16 protein-coding genes and 2 rRNA genes are annotated in these 20,350 nt (G+C 45.8%); all 18 read left to right on the top strand.

The window, feature by feature from the left end; translation table 11 throughout:
• Positions 1-85: 85 nt before the first annotated feature.
• The 18 genes from tilS to BGM23_RS00565 all read left to right on the top strand — a co-directional run bounded on the left by tilS (position 86) and on the right by BGM23_RS00565 (position 20,340).
• Entirely contained in the window at positions 86-1,504 is a 1,419-nt protein-coding gene (gene tilS, locus BGM23_RS00650; RefSeq protein WP_029726386.1) for a tRNA lysidine(34) synthetase TilS, read from the top strand.
• Positions 1,501-2,043 (top strand): hypoxanthine phosphoribosyltransferase, encoded by a 543-nt coding sequence (hpt, locus tag BGM23_RS00645; protein WP_003226700.1) that lies wholly within the window; start codon positions 1,501-1,503, stop codon positions 2,041-2,043. Before tilS ends, hpt begins: the two co-directional genes overlap by 4 nt.
• Positions 2,044-2,140: 97 nt before the next feature.
• Entirely contained in the window at positions 2,141-4,054 is a 1,914-nt protein-coding gene (gene ftsH, locus BGM23_RS00640; RefSeq protein WP_003243881.1) for an ATP-dependent zinc metalloprotease FtsH, read from the top strand.
• A 193-nt stretch (positions 4,055-4,247) separates the two neighbouring features.
• The gene (locus BGM23_RS00635) at positions 4,248-5,024 is read left to right on the top strand and encodes a type III pantothenate kinase (protein ID WP_010886388.1); all 777 of its coding nucleotides are present in this window, start codon (positions 4,248-4,250) and stop codon (positions 5,022-5,024) included.
• A gap of 11 nt (positions 5,025-5,035) precedes the next feature.
• Entirely contained in the window at positions 5,036-5,911 is an 876-nt protein-coding gene (gene hslO, locus BGM23_RS00630) for a redox-regulated molecular chaperone HslO (protein ID WP_003226695.1), read from the top strand.
• Between the two features lie 46 nt (positions 5,912-5,957).
• Entirely contained in the window at positions 5,958-6,851 is an 894-nt protein-coding gene (locus BGM23_RS00625) for a peptidyl-prolyl cis-trans isomerase (RefSeq protein ID WP_024571698.1), read from the top strand.
• 75 nt (positions 6,852-6,926) lie between these two features.
• On the top strand, positions 6,927-7,853 hold the full coding sequence (cysK, locus tag BGM23_RS00620) for a cysteine synthase A (protein WP_015715109.1): 927 nt from the start codon (positions 6,927-6,929) through the stop codon (positions 7,851-7,853).
• 166 nt (positions 7,854-8,019) lie between these two features.
• Positions 8,020-9,432, top strand: coding sequence for an anthranilate synthase component I family protein (locus BGM23_RS00615; protein WP_029726384.1), 1,413 nt, complete (start codon positions 8,020-8,022; stop codon positions 9,430-9,432).
• Between the two features lie 13 nt (positions 9,433-9,445).
• Positions 9,446-10,030 (top strand): aminodeoxychorismate/anthranilate synthase component II, encoded by a 585-nt coding sequence (gene pabA, locus BGM23_RS00610; RefSeq protein ID WP_015715111.1) that lies wholly within the window; start codon positions 9,446-9,448, stop codon positions 10,028-10,030.
• The gene (gene pabC, locus BGM23_RS00605; protein WP_029317176.1) at positions 10,030-10,911 is read left to right on the top strand and encodes an aminodeoxychorismate lyase; all 882 of its coding nucleotides are present in this window, start codon (positions 10,030-10,032) and stop codon (positions 10,909-10,911) included. The genes pabA and pabC overlap by 1 nt, the downstream gene beginning before the upstream one ends.
• The gene (gene folP / locus BGM23_RS00600; RefSeq protein WP_029317175.1) at positions 10,893-11,750 is read left to right on the top strand and encodes a dihydropteroate synthase; all 858 of its coding nucleotides are present in this window, start codon (positions 10,893-10,895) and stop codon (positions 11,748-11,750) included. Before pabC ends, folP begins: the two co-directional genes overlap by 19 nt.
• Positions 11,743-12,105, top strand: a complete 363-nt coding sequence (gene folB, locus BGM23_RS00595) for a dihydroneopterin aldolase (protein WP_014478613.1) — start codon at positions 11,743-11,745, stop codon at positions 12,103-12,105. Before folP ends, folB begins: the two co-directional genes overlap by 8 nt.
• On the top strand, positions 12,102-12,605 hold the full coding sequence (gene folK / locus BGM23_RS00590) for a 2-amino-4-hydroxy-6-hydroxymethyldihydropteridine diphosphokinase (protein ID WP_029726383.1): 504 nt from the start codon (positions 12,102-12,104) through the stop codon (positions 12,603-12,605). The genes folB and folK overlap by 4 nt, the downstream gene beginning before the upstream one ends.
• Positions 12,557-12,766 (top strand): helix-turn-helix domain-containing protein, encoded by a 210-nt coding sequence (locus tag BGM23_RS00585; protein WP_003226678.1) that lies wholly within the window; start codon positions 12,557-12,559, stop codon positions 12,764-12,766. Before folK ends, BGM23_RS00585 begins: the two co-directional genes overlap by 49 nt.
• A 23-nt stretch (positions 12,767-12,789) precedes the next feature.
• A complete protein-coding gene (dusB, locus tag BGM23_RS00580) occupies positions 12,790-13,791 on the top strand; it encodes a tRNA dihydrouridine synthase DusB (RefSeq protein WP_014475588.1) in 1,002 nt (333 codons plus the stop codon).
• Positions 13,792-13,882: 91 nt separating this feature from the next.
• Positions 13,883-15,382, top strand: a complete 1,500-nt coding sequence (gene lysS, locus BGM23_RS00575; RefSeq protein WP_029726382.1) for a lysine--tRNA ligase — start codon at positions 13,883-13,885, stop codon at positions 15,380-15,382.
• 310 nt (positions 15,383-15,692) lie between these two features.
• A 16S ribosomal RNA gene (locus BGM23_RS00570) occupies positions 15,693-17,242 on the top strand.
• Positions 17,243-17,412: 170 nt separating this feature from the next.
• Positions 17,413-20,340: ribosomal RNA gene (locus BGM23_RS00565) — 23S ribosomal RNA — on the top strand.
• The 16S and 23S rRNA genes sit together here, the layout of an rRNA operon.
• The last annotated feature ends 10 nt before the right edge of the window (positions 20,341-20,350 follow it).

Here is a 20,350-nt window from a genome sequence, read left to right as displayed (position 1 = left end):
CCTATGCTTCTTCTTTGCTTGGAGGGGTTGAAAGTGTTAGGATATGAATATCTTTAAAATACCTGCTCATTGTGAGGAGGACATTGTGAAAAGTGTCAAAGATTTTTTAAACAAACACAATCTTACGTTAAAAGGGGCGACGATCATTGTAGGCGTTTCTGGCGGTCCGGACTCAATGGCTCTTCTTCACGCGTTGCATACGTTATGCGGCCGTTCAGCGAATGTTATTGCAGCTCACGTTGACCATCGGTTCAGAGGTGCGGAATCCGAGGAGGACATGCGTTTTGTCCAAGCTTATTGTAAAGCTGAACAGCTCGTGTGCGAAACGGCTCAAATCAATGTAACCGCATATGCACAGGAAAAAGGACTCAATAAGCAGGCTGCAGCACGCGATTGCCGCTACCAGTTTTTTGAGGAAATCATGTCGAAGCACCAAGCGGACTATCTGGCTCTTGCGCATCATGGTGATGACCAGGTTGAAACAATGCTTATGAAACTGGCTAAGGGTACGCTTGGAACGGGACTTGCGGGAATGCAGCCGGTTAGACGTTTTGGGACGGGGCGGATCATCAGGCCGTTCTTAACCATTACAAAGGAAGAGATCCTTCACTATTGCCGTGAAAACGGCTTGAGCTACCGGACGGATGAAAGCAACGCCAAAGATGACTACACAAGAAACAGATTCAGAAGAACAGTGCTCCCGTTTTTGAAGCAGGAATCTCCGGATGTGCATAAAAGGTTTCAGAAAGTGAGTGAAGCACTGACGGAAGATGAGCAATTCTTACAGTCATTAACGAAAGATGAAATGAATAAAGTAATCACAAGCCAGTCTAATACATCAGTTGAAATCAATTCCTCTCAATTGCTTGCCCTCCCGATGCCTTTACAAAGAAGAGGAGTTCAACTAATATTAAACTATCTTTATGAAAACGTTCCATCATCCTTTTCAGCCCATCACATTCAGCAGTTTCTCGATTGGGCGGAAAATGGCAGTCCTTCAGGAGTACTGGACTTTCCGAAAGGACTGAAGGTGGTCAAATCATATCAGACATGTTTGTTTACATTTGAACAATGGCAGTGCAAAAATGTTCCCTTTGAATACCAAATTAGCGGAGCTTCTGATGAAACGGCAGTGCTCCCTAATGGATATCTGATAGAGGCAAGGCATTATGCGGACTCGCCTGAAGAACATGGGAATGCTGTTTTTATCACAAGTGAAAAAAAGGTGCGATTTCCCTTAACAATCCGGACGAGAAAAGCTGGAGACCGGATCAAACTAAAAGGGATGAACGGCTCAAAAAAGGTAAAGGATATATTTATTGATAAGAAACTGCCTCTCCAAGAAAGAGACAACTGGCCGATTGTGACGGACGCAAGCGGTGAAATTATCTGGATACCTGGCTTGAAAAAATCAATTTTTGAAGATCTTGTGATTCCAAACAGCGACCGCATTGTATTACAATATAGACAGCATGAAAAGTGTAGGGGGCAAGCAAAATCATGATGAAACATGATATCGAGAAAGTACTGATCTCAGAGGAAGAGATACAAAAGAAAGTAAAAGAGTTAGGTGCAGAATTAACGAGCGAGTATCAAGATACATTTCCGTTGGCAATCGGTGTGTTAAAAGGAGCACTTCCTTTTATGGCGGATCTTATCAAGCATATTGATACATATTTGGAAATGGATTTCATGGATGTATCAAGCTACGGAAATTCTACGGTTTCTTCTGGAGAAGTAAAAATCATTAAAGATTTGGATACATCTGTAGAGGGCCGGGACATCTTAATTATTGAAGATATCATCGACAGTGGGTTAACCTTAAGTTATCTCGTAGAGCTCTTCCGATACCGTAAAGCAAAATCAATTAAGATTGTTACCCTTTTGGATAAACCGAGCGGAAGAAAAGCGGACATCAAAGCAGACTTTGTCGGTTTTGAAGTTCCTGACGCGTTTGTAGTGGGTTACGGACTTGATTATGCTGAGCGCTATCGCAATCTGCCTTATATCGGAGTGTTAAAACCGGCAGTTTATGAAAGCTGATCGGCAGCCTGCTTCCGAGATGGTTATTGTTTGTATTGGAATGATTTTCTATGGTACTATTGAACATAGTTGTGCTTACTGTGGGAGGAGGTAAGGAATGAATCGGGTCTTCCGTAATACCATTTTTTATTTACTTATTTTATTAGTAGTAATCGGGGTTGTGAGCTACTTCCAGACCTCAAATCCGAAAACAGAAAATATGTCGTACAGTACGTTCATCAAAAACCTGGATGACGGGAAAGTTGATAGCGTATCGGTTCAGCCTGTCAGAGGTGTTTATGAGGTAAAAGGGCAGCTGAAAAACTACGACAAAGATCAATACTTTTTGACTCATGTTCCTGAAGGAAAGGGAGCAGACCAGATATTTAACGCTTTGAAAAAGACAGACGTAAAGGTTGAGCCCGCTCAAGAAACAAGCGGATGGGTGACGTTCCTGACGACCATCATCCCATTTGTCATTATCTTTATTCTGTTTTTCTTCCTGCTCAATCAGGCTCAAGGCGGCGGCAGCCGTGTCATGAACTTTGGCAAGAGTAAAGCGAAGCTGTATACAGAGGAAAAGAAACGCGTCAAATTTAAAGACGTTGCAGGGGCTGACGAAGAAAAGCAAGAACTTGTTGAAGTTGTTGAGTTTCTGAAAGATCCCCGCAAGTTTGCCGAGCTTGGCGCCAGAATACCGAAAGGCGTGCTTTTAGTCGGGCCTCCGGGTACCGGTAAAACATTGCTTGCCAAGGCTTGTGCAGGAGAAGCCGGCGTACCTTTCTTCAGCATCAGCGGATCTGATTTCGTTGAAATGTTTGTAGGGGTCGGTGCTTCCCGTGTGCGTGACTTGTTTGAAAATGCGAAAAAGAATGCGCCTTGTTTGATCTTCATTGATGAAATTGACGCAGTCGGACGCCAGCGTGGCGCTGGTCTCGGCGGTGGACACGATGAACGTGAACAGACGCTAAACCAATTGCTTGTTGAAATGGACGGCTTCAGCGCTAATGAAGGAATTATCATCATTGCTGCGACGAACCGTGCGGACATCTTGGACCCAGCCTTACTTCGTCCGGGACGTTTTGACCGTCAAATCACAGTGGACCGCCCAGATGTCATTGGCCGTGAAGCTGTATTGAAAGTCCATGCGAGAAACAAACCGCTGGATGAAACGGTTAACCTAAAATCAATTGCCATGAGAACACCAGGCTTCTCGGGCGCTGACTTAGAAAACCTCTTGAATGAAGCTGCGCTTGTAGCAGCTCGTCAAAACAAGAAAAAAATCGATGCGCGTGATATTGACGAAGCGACGGACCGTGTAATTGCCGGACCTGCTAAGAAGAGCCGCGTTATCTCCAAGAAAGAACGCAATATCGTGGCTTATCACGAAGGCGGACACACCGTTATCGGACTCGTTTTAGATGAGGCAGATATGGTTCATAAAGTAACGATTGTTCCTCGGGGCCAGGCTGGCGGTTATGCTGTTATGCTGCCAAGAGAAGACCGTTATTTCCAAACAAAGCCGGAGCTGCTTGATAAAATTGTCGGCCTCTTGGGCGGACGTGTTGCTGAAGAGATTATCTTCGGTGAAGTCAGCACAGGGGCGCACAATGACTTCCAGCGTGCGACGAATATTGCAAGACGAATGGTTACGGAATTCGGTATGTCAGAAAAACTGGGACCGTTGCAATTTGGACAGTCTCAGGGCGGTCAGGTATTCTTAGGCCGTGATTTCAACAACGAACAGAACTACAGTGATCAAATCGCTTACGAAATTGATCAGGAAATTCAGCGCATCATCAAAGAATGTTATGAGCGTGCGAAACAAATCCTGACTGAAAATCGTGACAAGCTTGAATTGATTGCCCAAACGCTTCTGAAAGTTGAAACGCTTGACGCTGAACAGATCAAACACCTTATCGATCATGGAACATTACCTGAGCGTAATTTCTCAGATGATGAAAAGAACGATGATGTGAAAGTAAACATTCTGACAAAAACAGAAGAAAAGAAAGACGATACGAAAGAGTAATTCGCTTTCTTTCTAAAAAAACTGCCGGCTGAAGCTGGCAGTTTTTTTATGTAAATGATGGGCTCAGCTGCGGCTTTTACAATCATCCAAATCTGGTATCGATTTGTTTACAAATGAGCCGCTGATCGTGTATGGTATTGTAGAATGTTTGTAAAAGTAAAGTAGAGAAACTATTCAAAAGTGGTGATAGAGGTTGTTACTGGTTATCGATGTGGGGAACACCAATACTGTACTTGGTGTATATCATGATGGAAAATTAGAATATCACTGGCGTATAGAAACAAGCAGGCATAAAACAGAAGATGAGTTTGGGATGATTTTGCGCTCCTTATTTGATCACTCCGGGCTTATGTTTGAACAGATAGATGGCATTATTATTTCGTCAGTAGTGCCGCCAATCATGTTTGCGTTAGAAAGAATGTGCACAAAATACTTTCATATCGAGCCGCAAATTGTTGGTCCAGGTATGAAAACCGGTTTAAATATAAAATATGACAATCCGAAAGAAGTGGGGGCAGACAGAATCGTAAATGCTGTCGCTGCGATACACTTATACGGCAATCCATTAATTGTTGTCGATTTCGGAACCGCCACAACGTACTGCTATATTGATGAAAACAAACAATACATGGGCGGGGCGATTGCCCCTGGGATTACAATTTCGACAGAGGCGCTTTACTCGCGTGCAGCAAAGCTTCCGCGTATCGAAATCACCCGGCCCGACAATATTATCGGAAAAAACACTGTTAGCGCGATGCAATCTGGGATTTTATTTGGCTATGTCGGCCAAGTGGAAGGAATCGTTAAGCGAATGAAATGGCAGGCAAAACAGGAACCAAAGGTCATTGCGACAGGAGGCCTAGCGCCGCTCATTGCGAACGAATCAGATTGTATAGACATCGTTGATCCATTCTTAACCCTAAAAGGGCTGGAATTGATTTATGAAAGAAACCGCGTAGGAAGTGTATAGGAGGTTTAGTAATGGATTATTTAGTAAAAGCACTTGCGTATGACGGAAAAGTTCGGGCTTATGCGGCGAGAACGACTGATATGGTAAATGAGGGGCAGAGACGCCATGGTACGTGGCCGACAGCATCCGCTGCATTGGGCCGCACAATGACAGCTTCACTCATGCTCGGCGCTATGCTGAAGGGCGATGATAAGCTGACCGTGAAAATCGAGGGCGGAGGTCCGATCGGAGCTATTGTAGCTGATGCCAATGCCAAAGGAGAAGTCAGAGCCTATGTCTCTAACCCGCAAGTTCATTTTGATTTAAATGAACAAGGCAAGCTTGATGTCAGACGTGCGGTTGGAACAAACGGAACGTTAAGTGTCGTAAAAGATTTAGGTTTGCGCGAGTTCTTCACAGGACAAGTAGAAATCGTTTCAGGAGAATTAGGAGATGATTTCACTTACTATCTTGTATCATCTGAGCAGGTTCCTTCATCAGTGGGCGTAGGTGTGCTCGTGAATCCTGACAATACCATTCTTGCGGCAGGGGGCTTTATTATTCAGCTGATGCCGGGAACAGATGATGAAACAATCACAAAAATTGAACAGCGTCTATCTCAAGTAGAGCCGATTTCTAAGCTCATCCAAAAAGGGCTGACACCAGAAGAAATTTTAGAAGAAGTCCTAGGCGAGAAACCTGAGATTTTGGAAACGATGCCTGTCAGATTCCATTGCCCTTGTTCAAAAGAACGGTTCGAAACAGCCATTTTAGGACTAGGCAAAAAAGAAATTCAAGATATGATAGAAGAAGATGGACAAGCCGAAGCAGTATGCCATTTTTGTAATGAAAAGTACTTATTTACAAAAGAAGAGCTGGAAGGGCTTCGTGACCAAACTACCCGCTAAGCTCTTTAGCGGGTTTTTAATTTGAGAAAAGGGGCTGAAAGCAGGTTTGAAATCAAGAACAATCTGGACCATTATTTTAGGGGCGCTGTTGGTTTGCTGTATTGCTGTTGCATATACGCTGACGAAATCCCAAGCCGGCGCATCGTCATCCGGTGAGTCTATTGCGACTATCGGGGGCAAGAGTGTGACAAGAGAAGAATGGCTGAAAGAAATGGAAGATCAGTATGGTAAGTCAACGCTTGAAGATATGATCAATGTCCGAGTTGTTGAGCAGCTGGCTAAAAAGAACAACCTTAAAATATCCAAAAGCGAAGTTGATCGTGAGTTTTTGCTGATTAAAGCGGTCAATAATTCCTTTTACGAAGATGAACATACGACGGAGAAAGAGTGGAAAGACCAAATTCGTTATAATATCCTCCTTGAGGAATTGTTAACAAGGGATATCGATATCTCAAACAAAGAATTGGAATCATTCTATAATAAAAATAAGGAACTATATCAGTTTGATGATTCGTATCGAATTCGGCACATTGTTGTAAAAGATGAAGAAGAAGCGAGAGAAGTCCTGAAAGAACTGAAAGGCGGATCAAGCTTTGAAGCTGTCGCTGCCGAAAGATCCACTGACAGATATACATCACCATACGGCGGAGATTTAGGTTTTGTCACAGAGGCATCAGACAACATTCCATCAGCATACATTGAAGAGGCGAAAACACTCAAAGAGGATGAATGGTCTCAGGAACCAATAAAGGTCAGCAACGGATATGCCATTATCCAGCTGAAAGAAAAACTAAAGGCAAGAACGTTCTCATTTGATGAAGTAAAGGACCAGATCAGACGGCAAATCGCAATGGATCAGCTAGGCGATAAAGCGACAGTTAAGACACTTTGGAAAGAAGCCGATGTATCTTGGTTTTATGGGGAAAAAAGTACTAAGTGATTGACAAAAAATTTTGAAATTGATAGATTATATACATAATACCAATACAAATAGTCGGAAATTGAGGTGTCGAGAATGGTACGTGTAGCAAACTCCATTACTGAATTAATTGGGAATACGCCAATCGTTAAATTAAATCGCCTTGCAGATGAAAACAGTGCGGATGTATATCTAAAACTTGAATACATGAACCCTGGAAGCAGTGTAAAAGACCGTATCGGTTTAGCCATGATTGAAGCGGCTGAAAAAGAAGGAAAATTAAAAGCCGGTGATACGATCATTGAACCGACAAGCGGAAATACAGGAATCGGGCTTGCAATGGTTGCTGCTGCTAAAGGATTAAAAGCCATTTTGGTTATGCCTGATACAATGAGCATGGAGCGCCGCAACCTTCTTCGCGCATACGGTGCTGAGCTTGTGCTGACTCCTGGTGCGGAAGGCATGAAAGGCGCCATTAAGAAAGCTGAAGAGCTTGCTGAAAAGCACGGATACTTTGTGCCGCAGCAGTTTAACAACCCTTCTAACCCAGAAATTCACCGCCAAACAACGGGTAAAGAAATCGTTGAGCAATTCGGTGATGACCCGCTTGACGCATTTGTAGCCGGAATCGGAACGGGCGGAACGATTACGGGAGCGGGCGAAGTGCTGAAGGAAGCATACCCTTCCATCAAGATTTACGCTGTTGAACCGTCAGATTCCCCAGTGCTTTCAGGAGGAAAACCAGGCCCCCACAAAATTCAGGGAATCGGAGCTGGATTCGTGCCGGACATCTTAAACACTGAAGTATATGATGAAATCTTCCCTGTGAAGAATGAAGAAGCATTCGAATATGCCCGCAGAGCTGCACGTGAAGAAGGAATTCTCGGAGGCATCTCATCAGGTGCGGCAATTTATGCTGCTCTTCAAGTAGCGAAAAAACTCGGAAAAGGCAAAAAAGTATTGGCCATCATTCCAAGTAACGGCGAACGTTATCTAAGCACGCCGCTGTATCAATTCGATTAAAAAAAGCCAAAACTCCCGGTCCGCCGGGAGTTTTTTTATATTTCGTGCATCAAATATGCCATGTCTGCGACGAATGTTATTCTTGGAAGAGAAATTCACTTTTTTCACTAACAACATTGCTTTACAATTAAAAACAAGTAAAAAAGAAAATAGAGGAATGATACAAATGGAACAACGCAGACCGGCAGGCAAAAAAGTACCTTTTCAAAAAGACTCATTCTTACAACAATTTGAGAAACTTGCGCAATCCCGAAAACATCATGTACTTCTCGAAAGTGCAAGAGGCGGCAGATATAGTATAGCCGGTCTTGATCCAATTGCGACTGTGAAAGGAAAAGACGGAATAACTACAATTAAGCATGGTGATGAGATGCTGTTTAAAGAAGGTGATCCATTACGGGCCTTCCACAGCTGGTTTAAAACGCTGGAAACAGAAACGAATCATGAGTTCCCTAACTTTCAAGGCGGGGCAATCGGGTTTCTCAGCTATGATTACGCACGGTACATTGAAAATTTTAAAATGCTCTCGTTAGATGATCTAGAAACACCAGATATTTATTTTCTTGTTTTTGATGATATAGCAGTTTATGACCATCAAGAAGAGTCTCTATGGCTGATTACTCATGTTAATGGTTCTGATCAGGAAACAGCGGATGTGAAGCTATCTGAGTTAGAGCAGATGTGGTTGACTGAGCTTCCCGCTGTCTCTTCGCGAGAGATGAACCCTGAAACAGATGGTTCCTTCGCGGCGCCATTTACCGAGGATGGGTTCTCACAAGCTGTAGAGAAAATCAAACAATACATTGCCAGCGGAGATGTGTTTCAAGTCAATCTATCAATAAGGCAGTCACAGTCACTGTCTGTCCACCCATATCAAATTTACAAAACCTTGAGAGAAGTAAATCCTTCTCCTTATATGGCGTATTTAGAAACACCTGATTTCCAAATCATTTGCGGATCGCCTGAACTGCTTGTCAGCAAAAAGGGCAAGCTATTAGAGACAAGACCGATTGCGGGCACCCGTTCCAGAGGGAAAACAAATGAAGAAGACGAGGCGCTTGCAAACGAATTGATACACAATGAAAAAGAACGCGCGGAACATGTCATGCTGGTTGATCTTGAGCGAAATGATCTGGGAAGAGTATCACGGTACGGGTCTGTGCGCGTAAATGAATTCATGGCAATTGAAAAATACTCGCATGTGATGCACATTGTGTCTAATGTCCAAGGTGAACTGCAGGATGGGTATGATGCTGTAGATATTATTCATGCTGTGTTTCCCGGAGGAACCATTACTGGTGCACCGAAAGTAAGAACGATGGAAATTATAGAAGAACTTGAGCCGACACGCCGAGGGCTTTATACTGGATCTATAGGATGGTTTGGATATAATCACGATCTGCAGTTTAATATCGTCATTCGAACCATTTATGCAACCGGAGGGCAGGCATTTATGCAGTCCGGCGCAGGAGTTGTGATTGATTCTGTTCCGAAGCACGAATACAAGGAATCATTCAAAAAAGCTTTTGCGATGCAAAGAGCATTAGAGCTGAGCAAAGAAGAGACAAAAATTAGATGAGGTGAGCGGAGAAATGATTTTAATGATTGATAACTACGATTCATTCACGTACAACTTGGTACAGTATTTGGGCGAGCTTGGGGAAGAGCTGGTTGTGAAACGCAATGATAGCATCACAATCGAAGAAATTGAAGAACTGTCTCCGGACTTTCTGATGATATCTCCCGGACCGTGCAGCCCTGATGAGGCGGGAATCAGCCTCGAAGCAATTAAACATTTCGCAGGGAAAATTCCTATTTTCGGTGTATGTCTCGGACATCAGTCCATCGCACAAGTGTTCGGTGGCGACGTTGTTAGGGCAGAACGGCTTATGCACGGGAAAACCTCGGATATCGAGCATGACGGCAAAACCATTTTTGAAGGGTTGAAAAACCCCCTTGTTGCGACGCGATACCACTCGCTGATCGTAAAACCTGAGACGCTGCCAAACTGTTTTACAGTAACAGCACAAACGAAAGAAGGAGAAATCATGGCTATTCGCCACAATGACCTCCCGATAGAGGGCGTGCAATTTCACCCAGAGTCTATTATGACCTCCTTTGGGAAAGAAATGCTCAGAAATTTTATTGAGACATATCGCAAGGAAGTTATTGCGTGATGATATATGTGAACGGCCGGTATATGGAGGAGAAAGATGCAGTTCTTTCTCCTTTTGACCATGGGTTTTTATATGGGATCGGTGTATTCGAAACCTTCAGGCTCTACGAAGGCTGCCCGTTTTTGCTTGATTGGCATATAGAAAGGCTTGAACGCGCGCTTAAGGATCTGCAAATCGAATATACTGTTTCAAAGCATGAGATCCTTGAGATGCTGGACAAGCTGCTTAAGCTAAATGATATCAAGGATGGCAATGCCCGCGTCAGACTGAACATATCAGCGGGGATCAGCGATAAAGGCTTTGTCGCCCAGACGTATGATAAGCCGACCGTTTTATGCTTTGTGAATCAGCTGAAACCAGAAAGCCTTCCTTTGCAAAAAGAAGGGAAGGTTTTATCGATACGGAGAAACACTCCTGAGGGATCGTTCCGGTTAAAATCTCATCATTATCTAAATAATATGTATGCGAAACGGGAAATTGGAAATGATCCACGTGTCGAGGGAATTTTCCTAACGGAGGATGGAGCTGTTGCAGAGGGTATCATATCTAATGTCTTCTGGAGAAAAGGTCGCTGTATCTATACGCCATCGCTTGATACTGGTATTCTGGACGGCGTCACGAGACGTTTTATCATAGAAAATGCAAAGAATATCGGCCTGGAGCTCAAAACGGGCCGATATGAGCCAGAAGCTCTCTTGACAGCTGACGAAGCGTGGATGACGAACTCGGTTCTTGAAATCATCCCGTTTACTAAAATAGAAGAAGTAAACTATGGAAGCCAAAGCGGAGAAGCAACCTCCGCTCTTCAATTGTTATACAAAAAAGAAATAAAGAACATGATTCATGAAAAGGGAGGAAGAGCATGGCGCAGCACACAATAGATCAAACACAAGTAATCCACACTAAGCCCAGCGCTTTATCATATAAAGAGAAGACGCTGGTGATGGGAATTTTAAACGTAACGCCTGACTCTTTCTCGGACGGCGGAAAATATGACAGCTTAGACAAGGCGCTGCTGCACGCGGAAGAGATGATCAATGATGGTGCCCATATCATTGATATCGGAGGGGAATCGACAAGGCCTGGCGCTGAGTGCGTATCTGAGGATGAGGAGATGTCCAGAGTCATTCCGGTGATTGAGCGGATTACGAAAGAGCTTGGTGTTCCTATTTCTGTAGATACGTACAAGGCTTCTGTCGCAGATGAAGCAGTGAAAGCCGGCGCATCCATTATCAATGATATTTGGGGTGCTAAACATGATCCGAAGATGGCTTCCGTTGCAGCTGAACATAATGTTCCAATTGTTCTCATGCATAACCGCCCTGAAAGAAACTACAATGACTTATTGCCGGATATGCTGTCGGACTTAATGGAGAGTGTAAAAATTGCTGTTGATGCCGGAGTAGACGAGAAGAACATTATTCTTGATCCCGGTATCGGTTTCGCGAAAACCTATCACGATAACTTGGCAGTGATGAACAAACTAGAGATTTTCAGCGGGCTGGGATATCCGGTTCTTCTGGCAACCTCCCGAAAAAGATTCATCGGACGTGTTCTGGATCTTCCGCCTGAGGAGCGGGCTGAGGGCACAGGCGCGACTGTGTGTCTCGGCATTCAAAAAGGCTGTGACATTGTCAGGGTCCATGATGTAAAACAAATTGCCAGAATGGCGAAAATGATGGACGCGATGCTGAATAAGGGAGGGGTGCACCATGGATAAAGTTTATGTAGAAGGTATGGAGTTTTACGGATATCACGGTGTGTTCAAAGAAGAAAACAAACTTGGCCAGCGGTTTAAAGTCGATTTAACCGCTGAGCTGGATTTAAGCAAAGCTGGACAAACAGACGACCTTGAGCAAACGATCAACTATGCTGAACTCTATCACGTATGTAAAGATATCGTGGAAGGGGAGCCTGTAAAATTGGTGGAAACGCTGGCAGAACGTATTGCTGGCACTGTTCTCGAAAAATTTCAGCCTGTTCAGCAATGTACGGTGAAAGTGATTAAGCCAGACCCGCCAATTCCCGGACACTATAAATCAGTAGCCATTGAAATTACGAGAAAAAAGTCATGAACAACATAGCTTATATTGCACTTGGATCTAATATTGGAGATAGAGAAACGTATTTAAGGCAAGCAGTGGCTTTACTGCATCAGCATGCTGCGGTGACAGTCACTAAAGTGTCGTCTATTTATGAAACTGACCCGGTCGGATACGAAGATCAAGCTCAATTTTTGAATATGGCTGTTGAAATCAAGACATCACTGAACCCTTTTCAACTCCTTGAACTGACGCAGCAGATAGAAAATGAATTAGGCAGAACAAGGGAAGTAAGATGGGGGCCGCGGACGGCAGACCTTGACATTTTGTTATTTAATCGTGAAAATATTGAAACAGAGCAACTAATTGTTCCGCATCCGAGAATGTATGAGCGTTTGTTTGTCCTTGCGCCGCTTGCGGAAATTTGCCAGCAGGTTGAAAAAGAGGCTACAAGCGCCGAAACAGACCAAGAAGGTGTAAGAGTATGGAAGCAGAAATCTGGGGTAGACGAATTCGTGCATTCAGAAAGCTGAAAGGTTATACTCAAGAAGGATTTGCAAAAGCATTAGGTATATCAGTTTCTATTCTCGGCGAAATTGAACGCGGAAACCGATTGCCGTCAGCTGCCATCATTCAAGATGCAGCAGATGTTTTAAATATAAGTGCGGACGAATTGGCGCCGCCAGAAAAATAGAACAAATGAAAGGAGGAGAAAAATTGTTCAAAATCGGAGATATTCAATTGAAAAACCGGGTTGTGCTCGCACCTATGGCTGGTGTCTGCAACTCTGCGTTCAGATTGACTGTAAAGGAATTCGGAGCCGGATTGGTATGTGCTGAAATGGTCAGTGACAAAGCGATCCTTTACAACAATGCAAGAACAATGGGTATGCTTTATATTGATGAACGTGAGAAACCACTGAGCCTTCAAATTTTCGGAGGAAAAAAGGAAACCCTTGTGGAAGCGGCGAAGTTTGTAGACCAAAACACAACTGCTGATATCATTGATATTAACATGGGATGTCCCGTGCCGAAGATTACAAAATGCGATGCGGGAGCCAAATGGCTTCTCGATCCTGATAAGATTTACGAAATGGTTTCTGCAGTAGTGGATGCTGTTAATAAACCAGTTACAGTGAAAATGAGAATGGGCTGGGATGAAGACCACATTTTCGCAGTGAAAAATGCACAGGCTGTAGAACGTGCGGGCGGTAAAGCAGTTGCGCTTCACGGCCGTACGAGAGTGCAGATGTACGAAGGAACGGCAAACTGGGATATCATCAAAGAAGTAAAACAATCAGTATCGATTCCGGTTATCGGAAACGGCGATGTTAAGACACCGCAGGATGCTAAGCGTATGCTCGATGAGACAGGAGTAGACGGGGTCATGATCGGACGCGCTGCATTGGGCAACCCGTGGATGATTTACCGTACGGTTCAGTATCTTGAAACAGGTGAATTAAAAGAAGAGCCGCAAGTACGCGAAAAAATGGCCGTATGCAAACTGCATCTTGACCGCCTGATTGACTTAAAAGGTGAAAACGTAGCGGTAAGAGAAATGAGAAAGCACGCTGCATGGTATCTGAAAGGCGTGAAAGGCAATGCGAACGTTCGTAATGAAATCAATCATTGCGAGACGAGAGAAGAGTTTGTACAGCTTTTAGATGCATTTACGGTTGAAGTTGAGGCAAAAGAGCTTCAAAATGCAAAAGTAGGATAATACTCACCTCTATTTGCTGCTCACTGCTAGTTTTACGCTGGCAGTTTTTCTGCTTTTTTCATGAAACAATATCTGTAATGGAGTGATAACAATGAGTCAAGAAGAGCATAACCATGAAGAATTGAATGATCAGCTGCAAGTCAGACGCGATAAAATGAATCAGCTGAGAGATAACGGCATCGATCCATTCGGCGCACGTTTTGAAAGAACTCATCAGTCTCAAGAAGTTATTTCGGCATATCAAGATCTAACCAAAGAAGAGTTAGAAGAAAAAGCGATTGAAGTTACAATCGCAGGCCGCATGATGACAAAACGCGGCAAAGGAAAAGCCGGCTTTGCCCATCTTCAGGATTTAGAAGGCCAAATCCAAATCTACGTAAGAAAAGACAGTGTCGGTGACGACCAATATGAAATCTTCAAGTCTTCTGACCTCGGTGATCTTATCGGCGTAACCGGAAAAGTCTTCAAAACAAATGTAGGCGAATTGTCTGTTAAAGCAACTTCCTTTGAATTGCTGACAAAAGCGCTTCGTCCGCTTCCTGACAAATACCATGGTTTAAAAGACGTTGAGCAGCGCTACCGTCAGCGCTACCTGGATCTTATCGTAAACCCAGACAGCAAACATACGTTTATTACACGAAGCAAGATCATTCAAGCTATGAGAAGATACCTTGATGATCATGGATACTTAGAAGTAGAAACACCTACAATGCACAGCATTCCTGGGGGAGCTTCTGCACGTCCGTTTATCACTCACCACAACGCGTTAGACATTCCACTCTATATGCGTATTGCTATCGAACTGCACCTAAAACGTCTAATTGTCGGCGGTTTAGAAAAAGTATATGAAATCGGCCGTGTTTTCCGTAACGAAGGTGTCTCTACACGCCATAACCCTGAATTTACAATGATTGAGTTATATGAAGCATATGCGGACTATAAAGATATCATGAGCTTAACTGAAAACCTTGTCGCTCATATCGCCCAAGAAGTGCTTGGCACAACTACGATTCAATACGGGGAAGAGCAAATCGACCTTAAACCGGAGTGGAAAAGAATTCATATGGTTGACGCAGTCAAAGAAGCGACTGGCGTTGATTTCTGGGAAGAGGTTACTGTTGAGCAGGCGCGTGAATATGCAAAAGAACATGGTGTAGAAATTAAAGATTCTATGACAGTAGGGCATATCATCAACGAATTCTTCGAACAAAAAATTGAAGAAACGCTTATTCAGCCAACGTTTATTTACGGGCATCCTGTAGAAATTTCTCCTCTTGCTAAGAAAAACCCTGAGGACCCGCGTTTTACAGACCGTTTTGAGCTGTTTATCGTTGGCCGTGAACATGCCAACGCGTTTACAGAGCTGAATGATCCTATTGATCAAAGAGAACGCTTTGAAGCGCAATTAAAAGAGCGTGAAGCCGGTAATGATGAAGCTCATCTAATGGATGAAGACTTTGTTGAAGCTCTGGAATACGGTATGCCGCCAACAGGAGGTTTAGGCATCGGTATCGACCGTCTGGTTATGCTGATGACGAATGCCCCTTCTATTCGCGATGTGCTGTTATTCCCGCAAATGAGACAACGCTAATAAAGAAGAGCGGTATCCTCCATAGAGAAAGGATGCCGCTCTTTTTAAATTCCTTAGTATTTCTTCAAAAAAACTATTGCACTATTATTTACTAGGTGGTATATTATTATTCGTTGCCGCTAAACAAGGCGATAACGAAAAAAAGAACTTCAAAAAAAGTTATTGACTTCACTGAGTCAACGAGTTATAATAATAAAGTCGCTTGAACGAAGTGGACAAAATGATCTTTGAAAACTAAACAAGACAAAACGTACCTGTTAATTCAGTTTTTAAAAATCGCACAGCGATGTGCGTAGTCAGTCAAACTACTTTATCGGAGAGTTTGATCCTGGCTCAGGACGAACGCTGGCGGCGTGCCTAATACATGCAAGTCGAGCGGACAGATGGGAGCTTGCTCCCGGATGTTAGCGGCGGACGGGTGAGTAACACGTGGGTAACCTGCCTGTAAGACTGGGATAACTCCGGGAAACCGGGGCTAATACCGGATGGTTGTTTGAACCGCATGGTTCAAACATAAAAGGTGGCTTCGGCTACCACTTACAGATGGACCCGCGGCGCATTAGCTAGTTGGTGAGGTAACGGCTCACCAAGGCGACGATGCGTAGCCGACCTGAGAGGGTGATCGGCCACACTGGGACTGAGACACGGCCCAGACTCCTACGGGAGGCAGCAGTAGGGAATCTTCCGCAATGGACGAAAGTCTGACGGAGCAACGCCGCGTGAGTGATGAAGGTTTTCGGATCGTAAAGCTCTGTTGTTAGGGAAGAACAAGTACCGTTCGAATAGGGCGGTACCTTGACGGTACCTAACCAGAAAGCCACGGCTAACTACGTGCCAGCAGCCGCGGTAATACGTAGGTGGCAAGCGTTGTCCGGAATTATTGGGCGTAAAGGGCTCGCAGGCGGTTTCTTAAGTCTGATGTGAAAGCCCCCGGCTCAACCGGGGAGGGTCATTGGAAACTGGGGAACTTGAGTGCAGAAGAGGAGAGTGGAATTCCACGTGTAGCGGTGAAATGCGTAGAGATGTGGAGGAACACCAGTGGCGAAGGCGACTCTCTGGTCTGTAACTGACGCTGAGGAGCGAAAGCGTGGGGAGCGAACAGGATTAGATACCCTGGTAGTCCACGCCGTAAACGATGAGTGCTAAGTGTTAGGGGGTTTCCGCCCCTTAGTGCTGCAGCTAACGCATTAAGCACTCCGCCTGGGGAGTACGGTCGCAAGACTGAAACTCAAAGGAATTGACGGGGGCCCGCACAAGCGGTGGAGCATGTGGTTTAATTCGAAGCAACGCGAAGAACCTTACCAGGTCTTGACATCCTCTGACAATCCTAGAGATAGGACGTCCCCTTCGGGGGCAGAGTGACAGGTGGTGCATGGTTGTCGTCAGCTCGTGTCGTGAGATGTTGGGTTAAGTCCCGCAACGAGCGCAACCCTTGATCTTAGTTGCCAGCATTCAGTTGGGCACTCTAAGGTGACTGCCGGTGACAAACCGGAGGAAGGTGGGGATGACGTCAAATCATCATGCCCCTTATGACCTGGGCTACACACGTGCTACAATGGACAGAACAAAGGGCAGCGAAACCGCGAGGTTAAGCCAATCCCACAAATCTGTTCTCAGTTCGGATCGCAGTCTGCAACTCGACTGCGTGAAGCTGGAATCGCTAGTAATCGCGGATCAGCATGCCGCGGTGAATACGTTCCCGGGCCTTGTACACACCGCCCGTCACACCACGAGAGTTTGTAACACCCGAAGTCGGTGAGGTAACCTTTTAGGAGCCAGCCGCCGAAGGTGGGACAGATGATTGGGGTGAAGTCGTAACAAGGTAGCCGTATCGGAAGGTGCGGCTGGATCACCTCCTTTCTAAGGATATTATACGGAATATAAGACCTTGGGTCTTATAAGCAGAACGTTCCCTGTCTTGTTTAGTTTTGAAGGATCATTCCTTCGAAACGTGTTCTTTGAAAACTAGATAACAGTAGACATCACATTCAATTAGTAACACAAGATATCACATAGTGATTCTTTTTAACGGTTAAGTTAGAAAGGGCGCACGGTGGATGCCTTGGCACTAGGAGCCGATGAAGGACGGGACGAACACCGATATGCTTCGGGGAGCTGTAAGCAAGCTTTGATCCGGAGATTTCCGAATGGGGAAACCCACCACTCGTAATGGAGTGGTATCCATATCTGAATTCATAGGATATGAGAAGGCAGACCCGGGGAACTGAAACATCTAAGTACCCGGAGGAAGAGAAAGCAAATGCGATTCCCTGAGTAGCGGCGAGCGAAACGGGATTAGCCCAAACCAAGAGGCTTGCCTCTTGGGGTTGTAGGACACTCTGTACGGAGTTACAAAGGAACGAGGTAGATGAAGAGGTCTGGAAAGGCCCGCCATAGGAGGTAACAGCCCTGTAGTCAAAACTTCGTTCTCTCCTGAGTGGATCCTGAGTACGGCGGAACACGTGAAATTCCGTCGGAATCCGGGAGGACCATCTCCCAAGGCTAAATACTCCCTAGTGACCGATAGTGAACCAGTACCGTGAGGGAAAGGTGAAAAGCACCCCGGAAGGGGAGTGAAAGAGATCCTGAAACCGTGTGCCTACAAGTAGTCAGAGCCCGTTAACGGGTGATGGCGTGCCTTTTGTAGAATGAACCGGCGAGTTACGATCCCGTGCAAGGTTAAGCAGAAGATGCGGAGCCGCAGCGAAAGCGAGTCTGAATAGGGCGCATGAGTACGTGGTCGTAGACCCGAAACCAGGTGATCTACCCATGTCCAGGGTGAAGTTCAGGTAACACTGAATGGAGGCCCGAACCCACGCACGTTGAAAAGTGCGGGGATGAGGTGTGGGTAGGGGTGAAATGCCAATCGAACCTGGAGATAGCTGGTTCTCTCCGAAATAGCTTTAGGGCTAGCCTCAAGGTAAGAGTCTTGGAGGTAGAGCACTGATTGGACTAGGGGCCCCTACCGGGTTACCGAATTCAGTCAAACTCCGAATGCCAATGACTTATCCTTGGGAGTCAGACTGCGAGTGATAAGATCCGTAGTCGAAAGGGAAACAGCCCAGACCGCCAGCTAAGGTCCCAAAGTATACGTTAAGTGGAAAAGGATGTGGAGTTGCTTAGACAACCAGGATGTTGGCTTAGAAGCAGCCACCATTTAAAGAGTGCGTAATAGCTCACTGGTCGAGTGACTCTGCGCCGAAAATGTACCGGGGCTAAACGTATCACCGAAGCTGCGGACTGTTCTTCGAACAGTGGTAGGAGAGCGTTCTAAGGGCTGTGAAGCCAGACCGGAAGGACTGGTGGAGCGCTTAGAAGTGAGAATGCCGGTATGAGTAGCGAAAGAGGGGTGAGAATCCCCTCCACCGAATGCCTAAGGTTTCCTGAGGAAGGCTCGTCCGCTCAGGGTTAGTCGGGACCTAAGCCGAGGCCGAAAGGCGTAGGCGATGGACAACAGGTTGATATTCCTGTACCACCTCCTCACCATTTGAGCAATGGGGGGACGCAGGAGGATAGGGTAAGCGCGGTATTGGATATCCGCGTCCAAGCAGTTAGGCTGGGAAATAGGCAAATCCGTTTCCCATAAGGCTGAGCTGTGATGGCGAGCGAAATATAGTAGCGAAGTTCCTGATTCCACACTGCCAAGAAAAGCCTCTAGCGAGGTGAGAGGTGCCCGTACCGCAAACCGACACAGGTAGGCGAGGAGAGAATCCTAAGGTGATCGAGAGAACTCTCGTTAAGGAACTCGGCAAAATGACCCCGTAACTTCGGGAGAAGGGGTGCTCTGTTAGGGTGCAAGCCCGAGAGAGCCGCAGTGAATAGGCCCAGGCGACTGTTTAGCAAAAACACAGGTCTCTGCGAAGCCGTAAGGCGAAGTATAGGGGCTGACGCCTGCCCGGTGCTGGAAGGTTAAGAGGAGCGCTTAGCGTAAGCGAAGGTGCGAATTGAAGCCCCAGTAAACGGCGGCCGTAACTATAACGGTCCTAAGGTAGCGAAATTCCTTGTCGGGTAAGTTCCGACCCGCACGAAAGGCGCAACGATCTGGGCACTGTCTCAACGAGAGACTCGGTGAAATTATAGTACCTGTGAAGATGCAGGTTACCCGCGACAGGACGGAAAGACCCCGTGGAGCTTTACTGCAGCCTGATATTGAATGTTGGTACAGCTTGTACAGGATAGGTAGGAGCCTTGGAAACCGGAGCGCCAGCTTCGGTGGAGGCATCGGTGGGATACTACCCTGGCTGTATTGACCTTCTAACCCGCCGCCCTTATCGGGCGGGGAGACAGTGTCAGGTGGGCAGTTTGACTGGGGCGGTCGCCTCCTAAAAGGTAACGGAGGCGCCCAAAGGTTCCCTCAGAATGGTTGGAAATCATTCGCAGAGTGTAAAGGCACAAGGGAGCTTGACTGCGAGACCTACAAGTCGAGCAGGGACGAAAGTCGGGCTTAGTGATCCGGTGGTTCCGCATGGAAGGGCCATCGCTCAACGGATAAAAGCTACCCCGGGGATAACAGGCTTATCTCCCCCAAGAGTCCACATCGACGGGGAGGTTTGGCACCTCGATGTCGGCTCATCGCATCCTGGGGCTGTAGTCGGTCCCAAGGGTTGGGCTGTTCGCCCATTAAAGCGGTACGCGAGCTGGGTTCAGAACGTCGTGAGACAGTTCGGTCCCTATCCGTCGCGGGCGCAGGAAATTTGAGAGGAGCTGTCCTTAGTACGAGAGGACCGGGATGGACGCACCGCTGGTGTACCAGTTGTTCTGCCAAGGGCATCGCTGGGTAGCTATGTGCGGACGGGATAAGTGCTGAAAGCATCTAAGCATGAAGCCCCCCTCAAGATGAGATTTCCCATTCCGCAAGGAAGTAAGATCCCTGAAAGATGATCAGGTTGATAGGTCTGAGGTGGAAGTGTGGCGACACATGGAGCTGACAGATACTAATCGATCGAGGACTTAACCATATTTTTGAAT

Source organism: Bacillus sp. FJAT-14266 (assembly GCF_001719225.1).
Classification (GTDB): Bacteria; Bacillota; Bacilli; order Bacillales; family Bacillaceae; genus Bacillus; species Bacillus subtilis.
The sequence above is the reverse complement of the archived record's forward strand: the minus strand, read 5'-3'. Positions and strand labels throughout refer to the sequence as shown.